Origin of the sequence: Mesorhizobium sp. B4-1-4 (assembly GCF_006439395.2) — a bacterium.
Taxonomy (GTDB): Bacteria; Pseudomonadota; Alphaproteobacteria; order Rhizobiales; family Rhizobiaceae; genus Mesorhizobium.
The window spans coordinates 311,579-331,062 of record NZ_CP083950.1 but is presented as its reverse complement, the minus strand read 5'-3'; the positions used below and the strand labels follow the sequence as shown (position 1 = coordinate 331,062).

Genomic DNA, 19,484 nt, shown 5'->3' with positions numbered 1-19,484 from the left:
GTGTGCAGGAATGTCATGTTTCGGCAAGATCGGTCTTTCCGTGCGGCTCGTTGTTGATACTCAGCCCGGTGCGCATCTTTCATCGGACCTGAAAGAAGCTCGTTGGACCCCTACGATGGTGCGCCAATGAGCTCGAAGGACGATCCCTCCGAGCCGCCGGACAAAACCGTCATCCGCGCGCCGCGGCCAAGGCAAAAGCCGCTCGTGGCTCCCGGTAGTTCCGGTCCGCAAAGCGTGCGACCTCGTCCATCGCCCGCCAGGGAATCGACCGTATTCGACCCCGGCGTCGGCCGGCAGGTGCCGCCCGGCTGGTCGTCCGGAACCGTGGTCGTCCAGGAGGCCAAGCACGGAATGATGCCCGCAGCGACACCGGCATTGCAGCAGGATGTCTTGCTCGACGCCACTGCTGGCGTGGAGTATGCCGCCGCAAATCCTCTCCTTGCCGCTGCGGGCCCTTTGCTTCTGCTGTTCGGTCAATTGCGGCTGATCCCGGTCGAACGGCAAGCGGCGGCCTTGGCGGAGCATATAGCAGACGCCATCGAGACCTTCGACCGTACCGTCGCCAAAGCCGGCATCGTGGAAGAAGATGCGCGGATCGCGAAATTCGCACTTTGCGAAACCGCCGACGATCTCGTCGGCAACCTGCCCTGGCCGAACAAGGAAACCTGGCTTCAGCACAGTCTGGTGGTGCAGTTCTTCCACATGCAACCGACAGGCGCCAGCTTCTACGAAGCGCTGAACAATATCCTCGCCAAGCATGAAGCGCATTACGACCTGCTCGAATTGATGCATGCCTGCCTGTCGCTGGGATTCCAAGGCCAGTACCGGGGATTGCCTGGCGGGCCGAACATGCTCGAACGCGTCCGGCGCGACGTCTACGACACGCTGCGCTATTTCAGGCCGCGCCCCCCCGAGGACATTTCTCCGCGGTGGCAAGGCATGGCTGCGGCGATGGCCAAGCCAAGGAGGAGGCTGCCGCTCTGGGCGATTGCGGCTGCCGCGACGGCTCTGGTGACTGCCGCCTTCTTCGGTCTACGGATATTGATCACCGATGAAGGCGATGCAACCGCCGGCGAGTTGCTGGCGCTCAATCCTTCTACCCCGGTTACCATTGAACGCGCCAGTGTGGCGGCACCCGCTGAACCGGTGCAAGCCAACCCGCCGCCGCCAGTTCCTCCAAGCACCACGCAGATCGACCGCATCCGCGCTACACTCGCCAAGGAGATCGCCGCTGGCGGACTGAGCGTCGGCACGAAGGGCGACTTTATCGTTGTCGAGATCAGCAACCAGCTTTTGTTCGCATCCGGCCAGGCTGAGTTGAAGGCACAGTTCCAGCCCATCGCGGCGGATATCGCCACGGCGCTCGACGCCGAACCCGGACCGATCAGGATCGTCGGCCACACCGACAATGTAAAGCCGAAGAAGTCGAGCACGTTCAAATCGAATTTCGATCTCTCCGTCGCGCGCGCGAAAGCGGTGCAGGCCATGATGGCCAAGCAATTGAAGGATCCATCGCGTCTGAGCGTCGACGGCAAGGGCGAAGACGAGCCCATTGCCGACAATGCGACGGCGGATGGCCGCGCCAGGAACCGCCGCGTCGACGTGATGATCCCAAAGGACGAGACGTTGTGAGCGGGCGCGGCGAGGAGCGGCTGATCCGCTGGGCGCTGCGGATATTCAGCATGCTTGCCTTGGCCGGCTACTCGGCCGCCGTCTGGTATGCCGGACCGCTGATCCGCTTCGCCGATACCCACCCGCTTGGATCCATCTGGCTCAGGGCAGTGATCATCGGCGTCACCATTGCGGTGCTGGCGCTGTTCTATGGCATTCGCTTCTGGCAAAGGCGCAAGGCGCAAAAGGCGCTCGAAACGGCCATTGTGCGCGGAGACGAGCGGAACGACGATTCACAGGCGCTCGAAGCGCGCATGAGCGAAGCCATCGCGACGCTGAAGCGGACGAGCGGCAAGCGCAACTTCCTCTATGATATTCCCTGGTACATCATCATCGGCCCGCCAGGCGCCGGCAAGACAACGGCCCTGGTCAATTCCGGGCTGAAATTTCCGCTTGCGGGCTCCGGCAATGCCCAGCCGGTGGCCGGCGTCGGCGGCACGCGGTCATGCGATTGGTGGTTTACCGATGAGGCGGTGCTGATCGACACGGCCGGCCGCTACACGACGCAGGAATCGGACCGCGAGCGCGACAAGGCAAGCTGGCTTGCTTTCCTCGGATTGCTCAAGAAGAACCGCACCAGGCAACCGATCAACGGCGTGATCCTCGCCATCAGCCTCGCTGATCTCATTGGTCTCGACGACCAGCAAATCGAGGCGCATGTCGCCGAGATAAGAAACCGCCTGCGCGAATTGCACGAGGTGCTGAATATCCAGTTTCCCGTCTATCTGCTTTTCACCAAAGCCGATCTCGTCTCCGGCTTCATGGATTATTTCGGTGAATTCGACGAGGCGCGCAGGCGCAAGGTGTGGGGCGCGACGTTCCAGACCGCCGATCGCACAAGGAACATGGCCGGCGAGGCACCGGCCGAATTCGACGGGCTGGCGAAGCGCTTGGCAGAAGAAGTTGTCGATCGCCTGCAGGAAGAGGCCGACCCTGTGGCGCGCATAGCCATCTTCGGCTTCCCGGCGCAGTTTGGCGCACTCAGGAACCGGATAACGCATTTCATCGGCAGTTTGTTCGATGCCTCTCGATTGCGGGTGAATGTCAGCCTGCGGGGTCTCTATTTCTCCTCCGGTACTCAGGAAGGAACACCGTTCGACCAGGTGCTGGGCACAATCGGCCGCAGCTTCGGCAGTGCCTCGCAGGCGCATCTTTCCGGCACCGGCAAGAGCTTCTTCCTGCACGATCTCCTGACCAATGTGATCTTCGCGGAATCGGGCTGGGTATCCTTCGACCGGACGGCCGAACGGCGCGCCAGGCTTGCCAGGCTTGGTGGCCTCGCCGCGATTGCGCTGGCCGCCCTGGCGGCGCTCGGCGTGCTCGGCCTCAGCTTCTTTGCCAACAAATCTCTGATCGCCTCCACCAGGCAGGCCATGGCGCACTATCGCGACAGCGCGGATTCGCTGCTCAAGAGCACGACGGTGACCGACGTCGACCTGGAAAACGTCATCGGCCCGCTCGACCAGCTGCGCAACCTGCCGGCCGGGTACGAGAATGGCGATCAGGGAAAGCCGATCGAGGAGACGTTCGGGCTTAGCCAGCGCGAGAGGCTGCTGTCGGCCTCCAGGGCTGCCTATCGGCAAGCGCTCGAGCGGACATTCCGCTCCCGGCTCCTGGTGCAGGCGGAGCGGACCATCCAAGCCAGGATGGCCGATCCCATCGCGCTCTACGAGCCGCTGAAGATCTACCTGATGCTGGGCGGCAAGGCTCCCAAGGTCGATGAAGAGCTGATCGTTTCCTGGATGAGGCAGGATTGGGAAGAGAACCGCTATCCCGGCGAGAACAACCGCCAGGGCCGCGCACAGCTCGAAAAGCATCTGCGCGCAATGCTTGCACTCGACGACGCCTATGATCCCGCCTTCGAACTCAACCAGCCGCTGATCGAAGCCGCGCAACGCTCGCTTGGGCGCATGAGCCTTGCCGACCGCGCTTCGGCGCTGATCAAGTCGGCGATCTACGCCGCAAGACTGGAGAACTTTTCCGTCGAAGCGAAAGCCGGCCCTGAGGCGCAGCTCCTGTTCGAACGCGTGGATGGCAGCGACCTCGCTGATCTCAACATTCCCGGGCTTTACACGCGCGCCGGCTTCAACCGCTTCTTCCTGCCGCAACTCTCGCGCATCGCGCAGATGCTCGTCAACGACCAGTGGGTGCTTGGCGGCGGCGGCGAACAGGGCGGCATCGACCAGGACCTGCCCAAGCTCGGTCCCGAGCTGATCGACCGCTATGGCAAGGAATTCTCCTTCGCATGGAACGGTGTACTCGACCAGCTGAAGTTCAAGGCGTTGCTCAAGGACAAGCCTCAATATCTGGCGCTTTCCGCCCTCGCCGCGCCGGACTCGCCTCTCGATCAGCTCTTCACGGCGGTCGCCGATGAGACCGCATTGACGAAGGAGGACACCATGGCCGAAGGCGAGAGCAGCGCGACACGGGAGGACCCCGCCAGCATGGCCAAGGGTCTGGCACGCATCGGCCTGCAGATCGCCGGCGGCAAGTCACAGAGCCGTGCCGGCTCTGGGTCGGCTGTTGCGCAGAATGCCGGCGCGAGCGTCGAGGCACAGTTTCGATCCTTCCAGTCCCTGGTCAGCGGCGCCAGCGGACGGCGGCCGCTCGATGCGTTGACGCGGAATTTCCGCGACATCTTTCAAAGCCTGAAGCTGTCCGCCGATGTCCCTTCACAGACCGAACGGTTCAACGCCAACCTGCAGCTGCAGATCTCCACGCTGCGCGCCAATGTCTCGCGTCTTCCGAAGCCGCTTGCGCACATGATCAACGCGGCAGCGGACGAGTTTGAGGGCAATGTCGCCGAAGCCTCGGTGGCCAACCTCAACAAGAATCTCGACCAGACGGTCACACAAGTCTGCGAGCAGGTGGTCAACGGTCGCTATCCCTTCGCCAGCGACGGCACGGAAGAGATATCGATGGCGGATTTCGCCAAGCTTTTCGCGCCGGGCGGGCTGATGGACCGCTTCTTCGCGCAGAACCTTGCGACGCTGATCGACATGACCGGCCAGGAATGGACCTGGAGACAGGATGCCCGCACCAGCCGCGACCTGGCGAAGTCGACCCTGAAATCATTTGAGTCGGCCGCCGAAATCCGCAGCGCCTTCTTCCCTTCCGGCGGCTCGGTGCCGTCGGTTTCGATCACCATCACGCCTTTTTCGCTGAATGGCGACGCGGACAACGCGGTTCTCGATATTGACGGCCAGACCGTCCAGAGCAGCCAGACGGGGAACGCGCCAGGCACAGTGACGTGGCCGAACGGCACGGCCTCGGCTTCCGCCAGTCTCACCCTGCTGCCGGAAATGCCAGGCCGCGACTCCGCTCTTAAATTCGAGGGACCGTGGGCCTTGAAGCGCCTGTTGGACAAGGCGACCATCACCGCCAATGGCGCCAACACCGAAGCCCGCTTCGTGATCGGCGGACGAGATGTCGCTTACACGATCCAGGCCGGACCGGGGACCAATCCCTTCCTGCTGCCAGCCCTGTCCAGCTTCAGCTGTCCGAAGGCGTTCTGACAGGCCTGTGTTCCAGCGCACCGCCAGCTTCAGCCTTCATTTTGGTACTCTAATCTATGCGGTTGTGGCAAAGTAGCGTGGGCGCGCTGCCCATGCTTGGTCGCAGAGGACGCTCGCGAAGCGCTTGGTGGCAAATTGAGCACTGCCGTCCTTCCCATCGAAAGCTTCGGCGTGAGCCATAAGGGCTGCGTGCGCGACCACAACGAGGACAACTACCTGATAGAGCCGCAGACCGGTCTCTGGGTGGTGGCCGATGGCATGGGCGGGCACGAGGCCGGCGAGGTCGCGTCGGCCAGCATCGTCGATCATCTGGCGACGATCGGCATCGCGAGCTCGGCACCGGACCTTCGCGCGCGCTTCGAAGACCGGATGAGCCGCGCCAATTCTGAGATCCGCAACATCTCTCGATCCCGCGGCATCACCATCGGCTCCACCTTCGCGGCCTTGCTTGCCATGGACGGACGGTTCGCCGGCCTGTGGGCCGGCGACAGCCGCATCTATCTGGTCCGCAACGGCGTGATCCTTCAGGTCTCGAAGGATCACACCGAGGTCCAGGAACTGCTGGACCGCGGCATGATCAGCGCTGAGGAAGCACTTACCTGGCCGCGCCGCCATGTCATCACCCATGCCGTCGGCGTCAGCGATGAGCTCGAGATCGATTTCCAGCAGGGCGAGCTGATGCCGGGGGATGTTTTCGTTCTGAGCACCGACGGGCTGACGGCGCATGTCAGCGATGCCGAGATCGAAGCCGCAGTGAGATCCGCAACACCGCAGGCGGCGTGCCGGCACCTGCTGGAGACTGTGCTGGCGCGCGGCGGAACCGACAATGTGACCATCGTACTCGTGAAGATCGGCGGCGGGCGCAACGATGCGCCCCATTCGGATCAGCCCGGAGCGGAGAGCCTGGCGAGATGAGCGACGACGACAAGACCCGGATATCGACGGACGTCACCTATGCTGGCGTCGGCACGCAGCTCAGCGGCATTTACGAACTCGACGAGAGGATCGCATCCGGCGGCATGGGAGAAGTCTACCGCGGCCACAACATCCAAACCGGCGACCATGTGGCGATCAAGATCGTATTGCCCGAATTCGCCCGCGACCAGACGATCCTGTCGCTGTTCCGCAAGGAAGCTTCGATCCTCAACCATCTGTCGCATGACGCGGTGGTGCGCTATCACGTCTTCACCATCGATCCGAGGATTGGCCGGCCCTATCTCGCGATGGAGTTCGTGGACGGCCAATCACTATTCGACGTAATGCGTCGCGGACCGATGCCGGGGGAAGAAGTGCGTCGGCTTTGCCATCGCCTGACGTCGGGGCTCGCTGCGGTGCACCAGGCGGGCGCGGTTCACCGCGATCTCTCGCCGGACAACATCATCCTGCCTGGCGGACGGGTGGAACGTGCCAAGATCATCGATTTCGGCATCGCTCGGTCGGCGGCCGCAGGCGGTGAAACGCTGATCGGCGGGAAGTTCGCTGGCAAATACAATTACGTTTCGCCGGAACAGCTCGGCCTCTATGGCGGTGAGGTTAGCGAGCAGTCCGATATCTATAGCCTCGGACTGGTGCTCGCCGCCGCGCTGCGCGGAAAGCCGCTCGATATGAGCGGCACGCAATACGAGGTCATCGAGAAACGCCGGACCGTGCCGGACCTGTCCGACATCGATCCCGATTTCCACGAGCTCATCGGCGCGATGCTGCAGCCGGATCCGCGCGATCGGCCGGCCAGCATGGCCGAGATCGCCAGGGCAACGCGTAGCGAGGATGTCGACGCGACATTGCCGCCGGCATCGTATGGTTCGCGTGAACGCTCGGGCTTGCCGCGCGCCGGCTGGACGGCGCTGTCCGAGTCCAGGCCCCAGCCTTCGGCGTCTCCGGGCGAACAGCGCTTCGTCGAACATGTGCGGCCGGCGCATCTGTCGCAACCAAGGCCCGCGCCAGCGCCCGCGCCGGCCAGCGCGCCCAAGCCGGCTGCGCTGCGAAAGTCGTCGCGGATGCCGACTATCGCTGGCGGCCTCCTGACGCTGGCGCTCCTGTCGGGGGGCGGCTTTTACTTCAGTGGGATCCTTGCGCGCCCGCCGGTCGAACAGAGACTCAAACCGCTGACGCCGAAGCCGGTGCCCGAACCCGCTGTGGAGGCCCCCAAGCCGGTGGCCCAAACGCCGCAGCCGGAAACATCGAAACCTCAGCCGAAATCACCGGTACAGCCTCAGCCAGAGCCATCAAAAGCTGACAACGCTGCCCCTATCGGGACAATGAAGCCACCTGCCTTGCCGGATGCACAGGTGAAGTCCCCAATACCGGCTGAGAACCAGGCAGACGCGGCGGGCGAGCAGAAACCGGAGCCAGCCAAGCCCATCGAAATCCCCGTAGCGACCCCCAGTTCGGAGGTGTCGCCGGCAACAGAACCACGGCAGCCCGCCGAGCAGGCGTCGGCGGCCCAGCCGCCGACCACCGACAAGCAGGAGCCTGTCGCGCCGGCCGTAGGAAGGCCGGCGCCGGCGGCCCAGCCCGAATTCACGGCCAACAACAATCAGGCGCAAATACCGCCCGTGTCGGTGCCGAAGGCTGGGGAAAGTGCAAACCCGCCGGCGACAAAACCCAGCGCAACGGATCTCGTCGACATGCTTTCCAAACTGGCCAAGCCTAAGGCTTCCTCGCCGCCGACTTCGGAGAGCCCGTTACCGGCGCAGCCGACCAGCCCGCCGGCTAAACCGGCGGCCCCGACCCCGACCGCCAGCCAGCCGACGCCACCAACGCCGGCACCGACAGCGCAGCCATCTCGGCAGCCGCAGCCGCTGGTGACCACGCAGCCCGGAAATACCGAAGTCGCGATCAATGTGCCCAAGCCGGCGCTTCCGCCGGCGAAAGCGGCCGACGAGACGGTGCAACGCGCTTCATGGGTGCGCGACTTCAGCGGCGGCGACTGTTTCTACGCGTCGCTGACATCGGCAACAGACAGCGCCGCCGCTATCGAAGGCTTTGCAACAGCCGTGCAGCCCTTCGAGCAGATGCTCAATGATTTTAAGACGAGGTTTCATCTCGAGCCGGACATCAGCGTCCGTCTCATCGAGCAGCCCCAGTGTGAAGTGACCAACTTTCTGCGCTTCCTCGACCGGAACCAGGTGGAAAGGCCTGAGCTCGTTCTCGACCGGACGTCGGTGGCGGATGGCGCGCCGATCACCGGCGCGCTGGTAACGCATGGCGGGCTCGTTTCCAACGTCATGCTGATCGACCACAGGGGCATCGCCTTCAACCTCGATGACCGCATGGTGGCGCAAACCGACAAGGCGACCTTCAGCATCCCGATCGGTCTAGGCGCCGCCGACAAGGCGGCCGGAAAGGCCCTGCCGCAGATCATGCTGGTGATCACCGGGCCGCGGGACATTCAGGCGGCAATGTTCTCGATACCGACACCGGCCTCCGAGCTTTTGCCAAAGATCCTCGGGGAGATCGAGGCCGACGGTTCGCAGTTTTCCGCCACCGCCAAGTATTTCCGGCTCGGCGGATAGATATGAAACGCCGATGGACCCTCGCTACCTGCATTCATTTTGCCAGGCTTTGACGCGCATAGACTGGTTTCGATTCTTGCTGGGCTTCTCCGCCCGCGTGGCATTTTCCGCGCTGTTCGGCGCGGCGCTGCTCTTTATCCTCTCGACCAACAGCGCGCACGCCGAATTCACCGTCTGCAACCAGACGCTCGATGTCGTCAATCTCGCCGTTGGACAGAAGGTCGACAATGCCGACCAGACCGACGGCTGGTGGACCATCGGCGCCAACCAGTGCGTGAACGTCATCCGCGAGGAACTGACCAACCGGTACATCTACCTGTACGCGACCGACGTGTTCGGCCATGCGATCCTCGACGGATCGACTGAGATGTGTGTCGATCGGCGCCGCTTCTCTATCCGTGGCATCGAAGAGTGCTGGCAGCGAGGTCATATCGCGGCGCGTTTCGTCGAGGTCGATACGCTCGAGCAGGTGCGCTGGACCTATTTCCTGACCGGAAACAGCCCGTGACGCACAGCATCGACACGAGCTTCAAACGGAAGAAGCTGGCGCGCCAGAGCGAGCGCAGACGCAAATTTTGGCGCCGCTTTCTTGCCGGCATTGCTGCGCTCACCATCATCGCGATCGCCACCGGCTTCTATCTGACCAAGGATGACTGGTCGTTCGGCGACGAGGATGAAGAACTGCATCCGGTCGAAGGTATGGAAGACGTGCCGCCCGACGCCTCGGTCTATGTGCCGGCCATCATCGACCTTGCCGGCGACCCGATGTGGATCACGCTGGCGCCCGATGCCGACACCGCCTCGAAGGGCCATACGGTTGCGCGCCCGGCCGAACTCGACACTTCCGGGGCTTCGCCGCAAATCGAGATTCTGTCCGACGTGATGCTGAGCACCAGCGAGAAATTCATGACGACAATCCCCTCGACGCAGGAGGATTTTGCCTTTTTCCAGGCGCAGCGGCAGGCTGCTCCGAAGCCTTCCGCCGCAACACCGAACGAGCAGCAACCGACTTCGCCCGCGTCTGCTGTGGCGCCCAACGATCAACGAAGCGATCTGGCGAACGACCTGCAGGCGCCGCCGGAAGAGGGCGATATCCCCGCCAGCTCGGCACCCAAAGCCGACGCAGACGATCCTGAGGCCGGCTGGGGCGAGACTATCGACCAAGGCGAGGCAGCGCTCCCCGCCTTCAAGAAAACCGCTATCGAGAACAACACCACCGTCGAGACCGTCATCAGCGAATATCAGCGCTTCGAGGCCACGGAGGATACTTTCGTGAAAATCCTCAACGGCCGCAGCCTGAATAGCGTGGTGCTCGACGCCCATTTCTCCGCGGACGATGCCAGGCTTGCGGGCGAGGCGCTGAAAGCGCTGTTCAACCGCGACGGACTCGAACCCGGTTTTGTGGTCGCGTTGCGCGGTTTCCGGCCGAACCGCGAGACGACGACCATGTCGCTGATGCAGGTCTCCGTCTACGCAAGGAACGTCTATGTCGGTACGCTGACGCGCAATGCGGCCGGCGCCTTCGTTTCAGGCGTCGACCCCTGGGTCCGCGAAGACCTCTTCAACTATTCCGGTGCCTCGGATCAGGGCGGGCCCAAGCGGCAGTATCGCCTGCTCGACGCAATCTACTCGACCGCGGCGCGCAACAAGGTGCCGACCAGCGTGATCGGCGAAGCGATCATGTATCTGTCGAGAGGACAGGATCTGGACGCTTTCGCCAGCGAGGACCAGCGCTTGGTGCTGATCTACTCGCAGACACCGCGCGGCCAGGGCGATATCTCCGGACGGGTGCTTTACGTCGGCGTCCTGGGTAAGGACAAGAACCTCGACTGCTTCGTCTTCCAGCAAAGCGACGGTCAGTATGCCTGCGTGACCGGCGATGATCAGGTTCGTTCGCTGACCGTCATCAACGGCATGGTCACGCCGGTGAGCGGGGTGATGACGTCGACCTTCGGCCCCCGTAAGCATCCGATCCTCGGCACGGTTAGAATCCACAATGGCGTCGACTGGGCGGCTCCGATCGGCACGCCGATCCTGGCCGCCTTTGACGGCGAGATCAGTTTCCAGGGCGATGGCGGCAGCTATGGCAATCTGGTCAAGATCGCCCATTCGAACGGGCGCGAGACGCGCTACGCGCACATGCAGAAATTTGCCATAGCCAGCGGCGTCGGCACCAAAGTGAGGGCCGGCGACGTCATCGGCTATATTGGTACCACCGGGCTCTCGACCGGACCGCATCTGCATTTCGAGCTTTATCAGAACGGCGAAGCGATCGATCCCCTCGGGACGGTCACCACGGTTGCCAGCGCTGATTCCGCCAATCCCGGCGGGGCCGGCAGCTCTGGCGATTCTGCCGTCGAGACGCTAACCGACCGGATCGTGCATGTCGAAAGCGGCGGCAGCGCCCGTGCCAAGAACCCCAACTCGTCAGCAACCGGCGCCGGCCAGTTCATCACCAAGACCTGGATCCGGATGATGAACACCTATCGTCCCGATCTTGCCCGTTCGCTCTCGACCGCTGACCTGCTCGCGCTTCGCTATGACGTGACTTTGTCGCGAGAGATGGTGCGTAACCTCGCGCGCGAAGGCGAGGCCTATCTGCGCGCCCGCGGCCACCAGATAACGGCAGGCCGCCTTTACCTCTGCCACTTCCTTGGCATGGAGGGAGCGCACCAGGTGCTGGCCGCGCCCGGCTCGTCGCAATTGAGGGCCGTTCTGGGCTCGGCCGTGATCGAGGCCAACCCGTTCCTCATCGGCAAGACCGCCAGCTATGTCGTTGACTGGGCCGAACGGAAGATGGGACAGAAAGCGCCGCGCGTTTTGACGGATGTAAGCCAGCCGGCGACGACCACGACCGAACTCAGGCAGACATCGCCGGAGTTCGAAAAATACAAGCAGGCAATAGCGACCCTGCTCGATTCAATCCAGGATACGCCTGGGCCAGGTTAGCGCATTTCACCGCTTCGAGGAAACGGTGAACCGCTCTATCTCTTTGTTTTGGTTTTGAGGCAACTCCCAAGGGAAGGCGCGATGCGCTTTTCCCGGGAAAGCCGTTTCACGATTTTCCTGGAGTTGGACTCCCGTTTGACTGTATCGCCTTTAACGGATCGGCCTGGCGCCAATTGCCTACTCGGTCCTGATGCGCATTTCCACGCGGCGGTTGACAGGATCGTAAGGATTGGCGACGCGCGGATGCGATTTGCCAAGGCCGATTGCTTCGAGCCTGGTAGATTCCACGCCGTTCGCGGTCAGGAAGGCCGCCACCGACTGCGCCCTTCGCTCCGAAAGGTCCTGGTTATAGCGATCCGAGCCGGTTGCATCGGTGTGACCTTCAACGACAAAGCTGAACGTTTTCAGCCGATTGTCCTTCAGCGCCTTGGCGAACTCGTCGAGTTCGGTGCGCGCGATCTGGTCGAGTTGCGCGGAATCAAGGGCGAAATTGATCATCATGTCGAGACCGGTTTTTTGTGAAGCTGAGCCAGTCTTCTCAGCCTTGCTCTTGCACTCTTCCTCCGTGCCGACGCAGATGCCGCGCGATGCGCCCAGATTGCCTGGCTGGCCGGCGAAGAACTTCACGATGTCTTCCGACTTCTGAAGCGGATCGGCGCAGACATGCGTTGAAAGAAGCATGGCCGCCAATGCCAAGGCTGAACTGCCCCATCGCATGACCGTCACTCCTGTCCGAGAGGATTTCGCTGGCGGGTATCATATCAAATCGGGAAGCGGTTGTCTGTGAACAAACGCGTGCTGCTCGTGGCTGCCGGATCTGCCAACACTGACGCTTGACCGGCGCCCGGCCACAGGCTTCAGTGCTATTCCGCTGGCTCTCGGGGTGTGGCAGCCATGGCCAATGAACTCGGATACAGAACGGCACGGGATCTGTTTCTTGCTTGTCCCGCCATCGCCAGGGACATGAAATCGCTGGCCACCGGTCAGCCGCCGCTTGATTTTTGCCGTGCCCTGCTTGCCGGACGCGTGCCGGAAGAAGCCGTCACATTTTGCGCCTATCTCCTGCCCGAGCGAGCCGCCGTCTGGTGGGGACATGAATGCCTGAGCAATCTCGTTGAGCTCCTCGCGGACCGGGATCTGGAATTGCTGGCGCTTGTCCACGACCGCGTCGGCGAACCTGACAATCCTCACCATCAAGCCGCCCTGAGCAATGCCCTGGACCTGCCGCCGGCGACGCCGGCCGCCTGGATCGCATTGGCAGCGGTGTGGCGTGAGCCGACCCTCAACATGGTGTCGACCGGATTTCCTGCCGCCCACGCCGTCAATGCCGGAATTCTGGCCGGGCTCGCCCGCGCCTCGCAGGGGGACCGGTTTACCGTGCTTTCCGCCTTTGTCGAAATGGGCATCCAGATGGCGGAGATGGAGGCGTAACGGCTTTCGCCGATCCCTATTCGCCGTCATGCTGGCATCAGGCCAGCATCACCGGCAACCGCCTTGTGCCCATCTGGCCAGAGCGACCTTGAAGCGGGTACCGAGCGGATGCTGCAGGCGCAGGACCGAGACGTCGTTGGCGGCGAAATTCTTCGCCTGCTCGCACAATCTTGCTTCGTTCCACTCATGGCAGGTGTCGCAGTGCTTGCCTTCCCAAACCGACTTGTCGAGGCCTTCCACCGGACTGAAGAGTGGTTCGCTCCTGATCAACTGGGCGATGCTCTTGCCGTCGATCGCCGGGTCGCCGAATTGGACGGGACGATCGAAAAGGATCGGGCCGTCAGTCGCGAGCTTGGGGATTTTCGCGCGTAGAAGATCGAGCGCAAGCTGATCGTCGGCCTGGCCTGACGACGCGCCGGTGTTGCGGGTCCCGGAGCCGGCTTCAGCCGGCGGAACGCTCGCCTCGCCGACGATCAGCGGCGCGTTGAGATCGACCTTGTGCAGGACAACCTCGGTGGTCAAAGAAACATTGATCCAGGGGCGTTGCTTGCCGGCGGTCGCCTTGAAGACGTCGCTGGTCACCCTGTTCATCGCTTCAGTGATGGAGACATTGGATTCCCCAATGTGCTGGAGCAATGCCGTCGTGAAGGGCGAGTGGTCGCCGGAGCCATCATAGGCGAGCTGGTTGGGACTGGCCGCGAAGGCGACGAGCGTTCCCGCGCCGCCATTCTCGATCGGAATTTCCGCAAGACCGCTGCTTGCACCTTTGATGCCCGCGGTCTTCGCCAGCACATCGGCCAAGGGATTGTCGCGGCATGCGTCCAGGAACACCAGCCTTATGCTGGTCTCGCGAGACATCTGGCGCAGGATGAAATCGACAGACACGGTCTCAAAGTCGAGCGAGGTCTCGTCCTCGAGCGCGGCATCCACCGGAAGCAGATAGTTCTTGCCTGAAACCTGCAAGCCGTGGCCGGCATAGAAGAAAAGCGCCACATCGGCGCCGCGCACCTGCTTGGCGAACTGGGCAACCGTGGCCTGGGTCTGCTGCTTGGTAAGGTCGAAGCCGGAGATCACCTCGAAACCAATGTTCTGCAAGCGCTCGGCCATCGCCTGCGCATCGCGCACGGGATTGGCGAGCGGCGCGGCGTGCTGGTACTGCGAGTTGCCGAGCACGAGCGCGACCCGGCGCTCGGCGCTGGCGACCGTCAAAGTCAAAAGCAAGACAAGGGCGGCAAGACCAGCGCCGCGAAGCAAGCCGGCGCAAAACGCGATTGGACGGGAGCCCACCCCGACCTCAGTTCGCGAGCTTCGTGGCGGAGAATTCGATCCGCCGATTAAGCGCCTTGTTCTTTGGCGTGTCGTTGACGGCAACCGGCCGATCCTCGCCATAGCCCGCTGCACTGATCTGGGTGCGCGGCACGCCGTCGGCGACCAACGCATTGGCAACCGCCTGGGCGCGCCGTTCCGAAAGAGTTTTGTTTGCCTCGGGCGATCCGTCGGAGTCAGTGTAGCCGGACACTTCGACCTTGAGCGTCGGACACTTGCCGACGACACCTTCGACCTCCGCCAGCAGCGGACGGCTCTTGGCATCGAGCCTGACGCTTGCCGGGCGGAAGTAGATGGCGCCGGTGCGCGACAGCACGGCAAACCGGTTGAGGCACTCCTCGTCGCTGAAATTGGTCTTCGCGGCATCGGTGGCCACCGGACCGACATCGGCGGCGCCGGCAGCGACGGTCTGCACCGCAGCCGGCTTGCTGCCGTCGGCAATGAAGACGAAGTCAAAGGACACCGAGGCGGTGGGCACTATGTTCGTCACATTGGCGGCCTGCTGCAGCTTGTCGACGTTCGGCAGCAGGCCGAAGTCCTCGACATGCACCGCGACGGGAGCCTCGGAAGCGACGGAGACCTGAGTGTCGCTGATCATGGTCACGACGACGCTCGCCTCCAGATCCTTGTCGACGCCGTGCAGGCTCAGCCGGAATGGCAAGGTTGCCTTGATCCGGCGTTTGGCCGGCAAGTCGGCGAATGCGGCCGGGTCCACCTTGGCCGTCAGCTCGGCCGTCGGATACTTGAATGTCTCGAAGAACAGGAAGCGCATGCGCACATTGCGGAGGTCGACGCCCGTGTCGACGGAATTGAGATCGAAGCTGATCTTGGCGTCGCCGGCGGAGCTCAGCGTGCCGGTGATGTTCCTGATCTTGTTGGTCTCGACGATCGTGTTCTTCTTCACCGACTGGTAGGTGAGCACCGAGGCGCCAGGATCGAGCGTCCAGTTCGCCGCGGCATTGGCAGCTTGCGGCCAGAACAGCAACAATCCGGCCATTGCCATGATAATGAGACCCGCGGCTTGCGCTGCAGCGCCTGCCTTCGTCCTCCGCCAGAATGCGACGACTTCGACCACGGAACGCCCCCTTGCCCAGGACAACCCAATATCGATACCGACATGCGATCGGAGCATAGAGCACTTGCCCTTGCTTGGCGAGCGGCTCTAACCGTCGGGCAGTGGGTCAGTTTGAAATTCGGGGACCACACCGCATTGCGGTCGCCTCTTTGCACAGGGGGCAATGCACCCACCGCTCAAACATACCTTCATTGCCGAATGGCACGTCATAAACTATGAGGGCGGCGGTCTGGCAAAAGGGACAGGTAACCGGCTCATCTGGTGCTTTATCAAGCATAATGGCGACGGCTACCCATTTGCTAGATTTCTGAGACATTGGACAGCTTTTTGTATGTTCCGCGCGCCATTGGCTTCTCGGCTTCCTTCGCTTCGATAAGCGCAACGATGGCGAGCGGCTTCTTATCTTCGGCCTCGCCGGTGGCTATCGCGACATCGACTTCGCCAACTGGTTGGATCGCGGGGGGCGCTTCGGGTGCTTATCTGTCATGGCTTGAAGATGGCATGCGAAAGCGCCTATTTCCAGACAGAGCCAAGGCGAAAGCGCCTATTGAGATCGGGTCGGAATTTCAAACTGACCCACTACCAACCGTCGAGCGCGGTTGAAGACGCATGCCATGCAATCATCTGAGAGCGCGTCGCCATAGTCCGAGCGCGGCGATCAGCGAGTTCAGTGAAACTTTTGGTCAGCCTCCCCAGCCGCCACCGCCGCCGCCGCTGTTTCCGCCGCTGTTGCCACCACTATTGCCACCACTATTGCCGCCGCCTATGGCCGGTAAGACGGGGGGCGGAGATTCAGGCGTTTCCCCAACGGGTTTGATCAGTTTCTTGGCAACGACAATCTTTGGCGCGGTCGTCGTGCGAATGACCTTCGTCTTGTGTTTCACCGTGGGGGTCGGCTCGGCTCTCGGCGTCACGGTCGTGCACCCCGCGACAACCAGAGCGCCTGATAGGATCGTTGCGACGATTGCGTGTTTTTTCGATGCCCAGCCCACCTTATCGCCTCCACGTTGATCAGAACAAGTCCCGGCGCGGGTTGGCTTGTTCCCAGACCGCCCTGGCCGTTTTGACCAGTCGATCGTCCAACGTGCCGTCCGCCGAAATCTTCGATTTGAGGTCCTCACGCATCCGCTTCAGAGCCGCCGTCTTGGCCTTGGCTCCGAACTTCGCCAGACTGCTCCTGGCATCCGGAATTTCGTTGTGCAGATCGAGCGCGGCGGCGAAAGCAAGGTAACGCACCGCCACGGCCTGGTCCGCCTTGTCACCCCTCTGGATCTCCAGAGCCGCGCGGTCATACGCGGCCGACTGATCGCCGCGGTCGGTCGCCAGCTCGAATAGCCTTTGCGCTTCTGCAAGATCCTGCTGCACGCCGACACCGTCCCTGTACATGCGCGCAAGGCTGCCGGGGGCGTAGGGTTGGCCAAGATCCATGGATTTCTGAAAAAGCGAGAGTGCTGCCTTCGGATCCTTCTCGACCCCCGTGCCGGCGAGATAATTGCGGCCGAGCAAGTTCATCGAATACATGTCCTGTCGCTCGACGCCAGCTTTGAGGAAGGCCACGGCGCGAGCTGGATCGGCAGGCACGCCATTGCGACCTTCCGTGAAGATCGCCGCAAGATCGTTCATGGCATAGGTGTGCCCCATCGCCGCCCCCTTCAGCAGCAGGTCCAGCCCCTTGGTGCTGTCACGCTCGACGCCGTAGCCATTGAACAAGGCGCGGCCCCACGAGGTCATCCCATAGGGATCCCCCTTGTCGGACGCTGCAGCGTAGAAGGTATTGGCCTGCTTGCGATTGACGGGCATGCCCGTTCCCGTCGCGTTGAGGTAGCCAAGCTCGAACACTGCGCGGACGTGCCCCTTGTCGGCAGCCTCCTGGATCGCCTTCTTGGCCTCATCGACCTTGCCGACCGCAAGCAGCGCCCGACCGAGCTGGTAGCGGAAGCGAGCGACGTCCGGATAGGCTTTGACCGCCGCCCGGCAGACGTCAACGGCGTTGCTGCTGATTTCGTTCGGCAGCAGGCCGGGGACGACGCCCTGCAGGTCGAGAGGCTCGCCGGCCTCCCTGTCGCAGGGATCGACGGTTGGTGACAGCTTCATCGTCGCCGGCTTCGACGAAGCGTTGTCCGCCCTGATTTCAAAGCCGACTATCAGTGGTTTGACGGCGCCAATCTGGGGTTCGTAGCGCAGGTGGTCGACTTCATCGGCCATCAGGCGCGAATCCGGAGATAAGGTCCGATCCGGCAGGGACAGTGTCCCGGTTGCCGGGTAGCTCGCAAGCTTCAGGCTGACCGCGGGATCCTTGGTCGGGAAATCCAGCTTCAACGGAACCGGGCCCACGCCGACGGGAACCTGTACGTCACGGTTCTCGATCGCTTCGGCGGCGCCGGTAATGTGAATGCCTCGTTCCACCACTTCCTGTTTCTGCTCGGACTCCATCGAGGCCACAAGTTGCTTGCCCTCGGCGCCCTCCCCATTCTTGACCCTGAACACCAGGATGCCCTGGGATTCGCCACCCCAATTGTCGCGTGTGGCATAGACCAGCATGTCGACTTCTTCCTGGGCGCCAGCACCCTTGGGCACGTCCATCTCCAATCGGGGAAGATCTTTGCCGGCGATCCACTCACCCGCCGCAACCGGCTTGCCATCCAAAATCAGGTGCCCCAACGCCGGCGGTCTCTCGATGCTGACGGTGACCGCGCCGCCATCGACATCGACCGGCTCCGGTAGGTCGAGCGCGACAGGCCCAACGCCGGACGGCACGACCTTTTCCAGCACCGGCGGCAGTGCGGGCCGGCTGGTGCGACGCATAAGGACGACCTCGTCGATCAACGATGAGTTTTCCCACGGCACCTGCTTGCCGGCCGTAGCCTCGACCACATCACGGCGAACGGCCGCCATCACCGAGCGTATCTCCTGGTTCGGCGCCAGCGCGCGACGGGAGAAGGCGGAGGAAAAAGGACTGAGATCGCCACTTCCGTCATAAGCGACAGCACCGGGTTCGGTGGCGAAGGCTATAAGCGTGTTCAGCGAACTTTTTACCTGCGCAAGGCCGGTGTCGCCGGCAGCGATCAGCTGGTCTCGCAACCAATAGTCCTTGCGCGGAAACGGATTGTTGCGGCAGGCGTCGAGGATGATCACCTGGATCTTCGATTTCGCGCGCAACTGCTGCAGCACATCATCGAGCTTTACGGCCTGCACCTCAATATCAGCCGCGTTCCTGAGCGATGCATCGACCGGGATCAGGAAATTTTCACCGCCGATCTGAAAGCCATGGCCGGAATAGTACACGACCGCAAGATCAGCGCCGTCCGCCGCCGCAAGGTAGTTGCGGAACTGCTTTTCGAACTCAATCTTGGTGAGATCCTTAGCGACGAACACGTCGAATCCGGCCAGCCGGAAGGTGTTCGACACATCGTCGGCGTCCTTCTCCGGATTCTTCAGAGCCGGAATTTCGCGGTACTCGGAATTGCCGATGACAAGCGCAACCCTTCGATCGGCGCAAGCTTGGAACGCCGTGAAGCTCGCGAGGATCAGGGCCGCAATGAACGCACAACATCGCAGCATGGCTCATCCTTAACTGTTAGTGACCTGTCGGGTCACAAGACACAGCTCGTGACGCCGCGGTCCGTTAAAGACTTCACATCCGCCGAAACGGCAAGGCACGAAAGGCATCCGCGATGGCTGGCAGATGCCGCACCCAATCAACTGTTAAAATAACCCAGTGGCGTGGGTACCGCAATAAGCTGGGCGAATCGACGCCCGGACTGCAACGGCAAGCGCAATGAGATTTCGGCGGAGCTCGAGGACATGAAGATCATGTTCGACGGTATTCCGCTGGCCATTGAAGCTGGCGATCCGGCCCTGGCCGCTAAAGGATGGCTGCCAGCATGGAACACATCCACGGGAAACGCAGCTGGTGATTCCCAATGAAAAGGCACTTTTTCGATTTTGGCGCGCCAAGAAAACGGTACCGTCAAAAAGACGTCAGAACGGTCCTTTTGCACG

General features: G+C 62.5%; 12 protein-coding genes. 8 read left to right on the top strand and 4 right to left on the bottom strand.

The features are described 5' to 3' along the window. Nucleotides 1-126 precede the first annotated feature (126 nt). The 6 genes from tssL (at nucleotide 127) to FJW03_RS01450 (ending at nucleotide 11,650) form a co-directional block, all read left to right on the top strand. Nucleotides 127-1,632, top strand: coding sequence for a type VI secretion system protein TssL, long form (tssL, locus tag FJW03_RS01475; protein WP_140763826.1), 1,506 nt, complete (start codon nucleotides 127-129; stop codon nucleotides 1,630-1,632). Between the two features lie 50 nt (nucleotides 1,633-1,682). Beyond that, nucleotides 1,683-5,186, top strand: a complete 3,504-nt coding sequence (gene tssM, locus FJW03_RS01470) for a type VI secretion system membrane subunit TssM (protein ID WP_226890740.1) — start codon at nucleotides 1,683-1,685, stop codon at nucleotides 5,184-5,186. A gap of 135 nt (nucleotides 5,187-5,321) precedes the next feature. Further along, nucleotides 5,322-6,101 carry a PP2C family protein-serine/threonine phosphatase gene (locus tag FJW03_RS01465; RefSeq protein WP_140763823.1) on the top strand — a complete coding sequence of 260 codons (780 nt, stop codon included), beginning with the start codon at nucleotides 5,322-5,324 and terminating at the stop codon, nucleotides 6,099-6,101. Beyond that, the gene (locus FJW03_RS01460) at nucleotides 6,098-8,701 is read left to right on the top strand and encodes a serine/threonine-protein kinase (protein ID WP_140763820.1); all 2,604 of its coding nucleotides are present in this window, start codon (nucleotides 6,098-6,100) and stop codon (nucleotides 8,699-8,701) included. Before FJW03_RS01465 ends, FJW03_RS01460 begins: the two co-directional genes overlap by 4 nt. 13 nt (nucleotides 8,702-8,714) lie before the next feature. Continuing rightward, nucleotides 8,715-9,209, top strand: a complete 495-nt coding sequence (locus FJW03_RS01455) for a DUF1036 domain-containing protein (RefSeq protein ID WP_181165553.1) — start codon at nucleotides 8,715-8,717, stop codon at nucleotides 9,207-9,209. Then, entirely contained in the window at nucleotides 9,206-11,650 is a 2,445-nt protein-coding gene (locus tag FJW03_RS01450) for a M23 family metallopeptidase (protein ID WP_140763817.1), read from the top strand. Before FJW03_RS01455 ends, FJW03_RS01450 begins: the two co-directional genes overlap by 4 nt. A gap of 177 nt (nucleotides 11,651-11,827) precedes the next feature. Here the strand turns inward: FJW03_RS01450 and FJW03_RS01445 are convergent, their stop codons facing one another. After that, nucleotides 11,828-12,331, bottom strand: coding sequence for an OmpA family protein (locus FJW03_RS01445; RefSeq protein WP_140763814.1), 504 nt, complete (start codon nucleotides 12,329-12,331; stop codon nucleotides 11,828-11,830). Between the two features lie 213 nt (nucleotides 12,332-12,544). On the opposite strand from FJW03_RS01445, the gene FJW03_RS01440 reads away from it, so the two are divergent. Then, nucleotides 12,545-13,081 carry a DUF6931 family protein gene (locus FJW03_RS01440; protein ID WP_226890550.1) on the top strand — a complete coding sequence of 179 codons (537 nt, stop codon included), beginning with the start codon at nucleotides 12,545-12,547 and terminating at the stop codon, nucleotides 13,079-13,081. A gap of 48 nt (nucleotides 13,082-13,129) precedes the next feature. On the opposite strand, the gene FJW03_RS01435 is transcribed toward FJW03_RS01440, so the two are convergent. The 3 genes from FJW03_RS01435 to FJW03_RS01425 all read right to left on the bottom strand — a co-directional run bounded on the left by FJW03_RS01435 (nucleotide 13,130) and on the right by FJW03_RS01425 (nucleotide 19,043). Then, nucleotides 13,130-14,368 carry a caspase family protein gene (locus tag FJW03_RS01435; RefSeq protein ID WP_140763808.1) on the bottom strand — a complete coding sequence of 413 codons (1,239 nt, stop codon included), beginning with the start codon at nucleotides 14,366-14,368 and terminating at the stop codon, nucleotides 13,130-13,132. A gap of 7 nt (nucleotides 14,369-14,375) precedes the next feature. Continuing rightward, nucleotides 14,376-15,482, bottom strand: a complete 1,107-nt coding sequence (locus FJW03_RS01430; RefSeq protein WP_140763805.1) for an OmpA family protein — start codon at nucleotides 15,480-15,482, stop codon at nucleotides 14,376-14,378. A 1,011-nt stretch (nucleotides 15,483-16,493) separates the two neighbouring features. After that, entirely contained in the window at nucleotides 16,494-19,043 is a 2,550-nt protein-coding gene (locus tag FJW03_RS01425) for a caspase family protein (protein ID WP_140763799.1), read from the bottom strand. Between the two features lie 243 nt (nucleotides 19,044-19,286). Between FJW03_RS01425 and FJW03_RS30000 the strand changes: the two genes are divergently transcribed. Next, nucleotides 19,287-19,409: a hypothetical protein gene (locus FJW03_RS30000; RefSeq protein WP_264296510.1), complete on the top strand. Its 123-nt coding sequence runs from the start codon at nucleotides 19,287-19,289 to the stop codon at nucleotides 19,407-19,409. Nucleotides 19,410-19,484 lie beyond the last annotated feature (75 nt).